General features: G+C 38.9%; 3 protein-coding genes and 1 rRNA gene. All 4 read right to left on the bottom strand.

Annotated features, from left to right (window positions below; all coding sequences use genetic code 11):
* Positions 1 to 1113: ribosomal RNA gene (locus AB1397_00690) — 23S ribosomal RNA — on the bottom strand; the annotation flags it as partial.
* Positions 1114 to 1251: 138 nt separating this feature from the next.
* On the bottom strand, positions 1252 to 4446 hold the full coding sequence (locus AB1397_00685) for a carboxypeptidase regulatory-like domain-containing protein (protein MEW6481521.1): 3195 nt from the start codon (positions 4444 to 4446) through the stop codon (positions 1252 to 1254).
* A 1-nt stretch (position 4447) separates the two neighbouring features.
* Positions 4448 to 5317 (bottom strand): hypothetical protein, encoded by an 870-nt coding sequence (locus AB1397_00680; protein MEW6481520.1) that lies wholly within the window; start codon positions 5315 to 5317, stop codon positions 4448 to 4450.
* Positions 5314 to 5739: hypothetical protein (locus AB1397_00675; protein ID MEW6481519.1), on the bottom strand; the 426-nt coding region annotated here is incomplete at its 5' end. The genes AB1397_00675 and AB1397_00680, both read right to left, overlap by 4 nt.

Here is a 5739-nt window from a genome sequence, read left to right as displayed (position 1 = left end):
AATTTAGAATTCAAAATTTCTTAAAAGGTGGATGAATTTTTAACAGATAAACACAACCCTATCTATTTTTGCACTAAGTAATGGAAGATACTATATATCACCTCCCCTCCCTTTTAGGAAGCATTTTTATTTTTCTTTCTCCCTGCCAATTTAAAATAGGGTAAAGATTCCAAATTTGAATAAAAGGATAAAATGGATAGCCTCTAAAATTTTTTCCCCAAGCCCCTTTTTAAAATAATCCTAAAGTTCGGGCTTTCTTTTAAGACTCGCTTTCGCTTTTGTCTTCAGGGCTTATACCCTTTAACCTTGCAACACCTAGTAACTCGCCAGCTCATTATTCAAGCATGCACGCCATTAGGCATTCCAGTGGCCAATAAAGACGCCGATTTCAAGGAGTAAGTTCCAAGAGAAAAACCGAAGTTTTTCGCTTGTTAAGCTTACTACGCTTAAAAACCCTTGCCTTTATTACCTAACCTGGCATAGCCCTCTGACAGCTTGTAGGTATACCGTTTCAGGTACTATTTCACTCAGCTTCCGCTGTACTTTTCACCTTTCCCTCACGGTACTTGTTCACTATCGGTGGAAAGAGATATTTAGCCTTAGGAGGTGGTCCTCCTAGATTCAGACAGGATTTCACCTGTCCCGTCCTACTTAGGAAACAAGGAAGAAAGTCTATTTATTTTATCTACAGGGCTTTCACCTTCTTTGGCTCACATTCTCTGAAAATTCAGCTTTTAAATAGATTTTTAACCCTTCAAGTTAAGCCTATTCCTAACTTAATCTTATTCCTACAACCCCAAATACGCAACGCAATAGGGCTTATGCACGCATTTGGTTTAGGCTCTTCTTTTTTCGCTCGCCACTACTAAAAGAATCGCTTTTGCTTTCTTTTCCTCAGGCTACTTGAGATGTTTCACTTGGCCTGGTCTTCCTCCCTACCCTATGGATTCAGATAGGGATACCTAGGTATTACCCTAGGTGGGTTTTCCCATTCTTAAGATCTTGGGATTTAAGGTTGCTTGCCACCTCCCCCAAGCTTATCGCAGGTAAGCCACGTCCTTCTTCGTTCTCTTATCCCCAAGGCATCCACGGTATACCCTTTTTATCTTAACCCGTGCTACCACAGATTACCCTAATATTCACTTCTCAAAGAACAGTTTTTTAGTCTAAAAAATTATAACTTAAACCCTATATCTTTGTCGTGTTTTTTTGTAAAGATTTTTTTGTAAAAATAGAATATGCCTTTTACCCTTATTGGACAACCATTGATTTTATGGCAGAAAAATCATCTGCCTTTAATTTATAAAAGTATAATCCTTTTGAAACCTTTTGTAAAGCATTATTTTTTAAATCCCAGAATATCGCACTACCTTCCTTTGCCTGGGTATATTGTCCAGCCTTTCTTTGTCCTACCTTTATTGTCCTTATTTTTTGGCCTAGGATATTAAAGATATTAACCTCTACATTGGCATCCTTTGCTAGGTTAAAGGGAATCCAAACCCCATCCTTGGCTGGATTGGGAAAGGATGGAAAAAGCTCTGTCTTTTCTGGGATTATGGGTTTTGCTTCGGGTTTTTCTATTTCTACATCAATTGTTTTTCCCGTAGAATCTTTGAGTTCTATAGAAGAAAGAGAGATAGAGGATAAAATATCACCTTCTGAAAGAGCCATTGTTTTGGGAAAGGCAATAATAAGGTCTGCCAAGGGAAGGATGTTTTCCTCTTCTTGTATTGCCATATTTTGGATGCCTTGGGTAGAGGTTGAAGGTGGGGTTGTGGTATCCGTAGAATACATTATTTCATTGAAAACAATCGCTGCTTCTATGTTTGCCTCTCCCTTTTGATTATCTATTTCTGAATTAAGGAAGATGCCCTCTTTAGGTTCTTCCTCTTCTTGAATAGCCATTGAGCTTATTGAACCCTCTTCTTCTTCGAATAGAGGCGGCTTTATCTCTTTTATCTTCACCTTTTCTGAGTCAAAGGCTATCCCCATTCTTGCCTCAACCAAATCTTCCTCAACATCCTTAAGAATAATTGAATAGCTTACCTCATTACTTGCCTTATTACTCATAATCTTAGGTTTGATAAAAACCTTTGGTTTTTTGGCTTTTGGTTTTTGTTCAAATAAGCCCATCGGCAGAGAAGCCATAGATTGTGTTTTTGAGGAAAAAAGCTTGCCATAGACATAGAATGTTGCATAAAGACGACCCTCTTTTGTTTTCCTCCACCACAAGAACTTCCAAGTATATCCATATAGCCTAACCTCGATTACCAATCTATTGTTTTCATAATCAATCCAGCTTGTCCAGCCTGCATTCTCTGCCAAGTGAATCCGGCAATCTGCTTTGTATATCTTGTATTTTGATAAAGATGGGTAAAGGTAGAATGTCCTTACCTCATATCCACAAGACCTTTCATCAATTGTTTTGCTGTTATTCCCTCCATATACACCATCAGGTTCTCCTTGAAGGGGTTTTTTAGCATCAACCCCATAAAAAGCATTATATACTGCCTTTCTCCACCATTTTCCATCAAGCCTTGCCTTAATTTGAAAGATATTATTAGGCCAGTCAACATATGACCCATCATCACGGCTTCTTTCTGATCTATAGGTATAAAATGATCTCCAATTGTATATGTTATAACCTGAATCAAGAGGAACAATAAAATCTCTATAATTCTTCCCCTTTCTTGATTTAACATAAATATTTTTGTAATAATATTTATAAAGATACCCATTAAAGCTAAAATTAACAATGCCTGTTTGGTTCGGGTTGACAGTAATATTCTTTGTTTGAACAATGCCATTTATCGAAGCCCTTAGATTATATACCCCAGGGAAAACAGGAATTGAATATGTTCCATTACTATTTGTTGTCGCCGAGCCCTTAACAATACCATTTTGCAATACCTCAATCAATACCCCTTTTGTCGGACTTCCTGTTTCAACCAGGGTTACCCTTCCTGTGATGGTTCCCAGAGGAACTACGGTAAAGGTTGCCCTTTCGGGATATGCAGGATTACCTGCATTGTCAAGGGCTTGCAGGAATAGGGTATGGGTTCCTGAGGATAGGGGAGAGGGAGGGGTATAGGAGAGGATGCCGGTTTGGATAGAAAAGCTGGGAGAAACCTCTTGGTCATCAAGCTTTAATGTAATTAAGCCAACCCCAGATTTATCATCAGTGATATGGGCGGATATGGTTGGCTTTCCTCCCACTTGGCCTTGTGCTGGTGTAAGGTTGGCAATGGTTGGGGGGTTGTAGTCAGAGGTAATGTATGGCTTAAGGAAGACCTTCTCCATAACCTGGGCAAGGACAAGGTCAGAGTCAGAGGTAGGGTTGGTTTTGTGGGCAAGGATTGTTTCCTCAAATATCTGAGAAAGCCTTGTCTCATTTGAACAATAAATCTCAATCTCATAGCAGTTATTCTGATTGGAGACAAAGTATCTCTGTAAGATTCCTTCATCTCTTGCCTTTTTAATCGCCTCAAGCCATATCTTCATATCGTCATCCATATTTCCACCTGAGATATCTTTAGGCCTGGGAGAAACAGTTATGGAAGAAACTCCCTTTGGGGTTGGGTTATTGAGCCAGTTAGAGATAACTGTTTTTGAAATATCATAGTTTTCTCGGGCAATCTTTCCTGTCCCTGTTCCTGGCCAGTCAGCAAGAAAGGCTTGTCTACCCCTTCTTATTGCACATTGAAATTGCCGACAATGAACAAGAAATCCCCAAGTATCAATGGATGAGATTATGTCTTCTATGGGGCATTCAGAGTTGACATCGCTAATAGCTCTATTTTTAAACCCTCTATCTGTTTTGTCTGTTAAGTCAGGAGGAGGGTTTCTCTTTAACTCAATCAGCCTCTTATTCACCAATGCCCTCCAGATAAGCTCTGGGTTTGTATTTATTCTTATCCTCTGGGCAGCATTTTCTGCAACCCCTCCCCTGGTAAGGTAGAGGTAATAATCCATATCATATTCTATATTTGCATGGTATTGCTTTAATCCTTTCTTCCATTTATCAAGATCGTGCTCAGGTAGCCCAAGAAATTTTCTATCGTGGGCAACCCAGTCTCCTACAATGTGTGCGCCAAAGCCCTTCCAGTAAGAATCACTAGCATATCCTAAACAGAGCTTCATAATATAGGCAAAGTTTTCTTTGTCGTCGGAAAAGTTATAATTCTCGTTTCTAGGGTCTGTTATTGTAAGGCTTGGAAGAGGGCAATGTGCCCTATTTCCCCATTCCTTTTTATAGAGCCTAAAGATAGAAGGAAGATCATCCCCACCACCTGCCCAGAATAGGTCTGGGTTCATACTGTTAATAAACATTGCCTCATTCCCGGAAGATACTGAATCTTGGGTTAGCCAATAATGGGTAATTGGACCCCAAGAAAATCCATCCCTTAACCCAAATACAAGCATTAAGCTCAAAAACAGCTTTCTCATTTCATTTTTCCTCCTTTTCTGTTAATTTTTTTCCTACTGGCATCCAGTACCAGCCAGATTTGGTAAAAATATATTGATGATATTTCTCTTTTCCCACTGGGCCCTCATACTGAAAGAAAGGAACAGAGCCTCCATGATGCTCCTCTTCAGAAATATCATAAATAAACCCTACCCTTAATTCCTTTCCTTCAAACTTAACATACATAGGCATATTGAGGATTTTACAAACAAGCCATCCTGGAGCATAAGCACTCTCAGGCTTTATCTTCTCCTCATAGGTAAGCTTGTAGTCATCAATTACAGTCTTTCGGTTGATTTTGATGGGTCGGGATGAATCTGCCTTTGTATTACTACTAAATCTAATATTTTCTGTTTCCTCCTTTTTTAAGAGATGAGGTATATATATATATAGCATCTTGCCATATTCTGTGTTTATTAAATCCATTTTGAAATTTGAATAATATTTTATCTTTTCTTCCTCAGGAGAGACCTTTTCTTCATAAAACTGCTTCATTGCCCTTTTATACTCCTCATCGCTCAATCCATGCTCCTTATACCACGCCTTATTTCTTTTACAATGATTTTCATAATCTTTGATGCTTTCATTGTGACAATTCTTTGCATTATTTAAAGCAGAAGTAAGGTTTTCTTTTAACCACCTTAATATCTTCATATCCGGCTTTCCCTTGTAATGGGGAAAGGGAAGGTATAGGGTTATATCACTTGCACCTTCAGGGGCTTGAATGATAAAGTTATAATTAACATAATACCTTCCCGAAGGCCACATAACCGCATCATATGGATTAACCAAAAATTTATAACACCCTCCACAGCCTAGCAAGAACAGAACAAAGATTAGCCTTTTCATCATTTCACCACAACATTATCAATTTCCTTGCTATCCTCTCCTAAGCCATTGTTTGGCTTGGCAATGACCTTTATTTTATAACTTCCCGGAGGGGCAATGAGGATGTCATAGGGGTTGATTTCGCTTTTATCAATTGTGCCATACCATACCTCAGTTTGATTTCCCGCTGGTCGATCTGCCAGGCTAATCAGGGTTTTTACCAGCTTGTCGTCTTTGGTGATATTGATGGTTACCTTGGCTGGTTCGTATAAATAGTAAGAAATAGCAAGGCTTGCATTTTCAGAGTAAGGGTCAAAGGGGGAGGGGTTTACATTTAGGTTTGAAATAAGAGTTACCGTTAATGTCCCTTGTATTTGGCTTGGTTTATAAAAGGTATCCCCAGGAAATCTTGCATAAATAGTGTGTGCTCCACTTTGCTTAGGAGC

This window comes from bacterium (assembly GCA_040756715.1).
Lineage (GTDB): Bacteria > UBA9089 > UBA9088 > UBA9088 > UBA9088 > JBFLYE01.
This window is presented reverse-complemented; position numbering and strand designations above follow the sequence as displayed.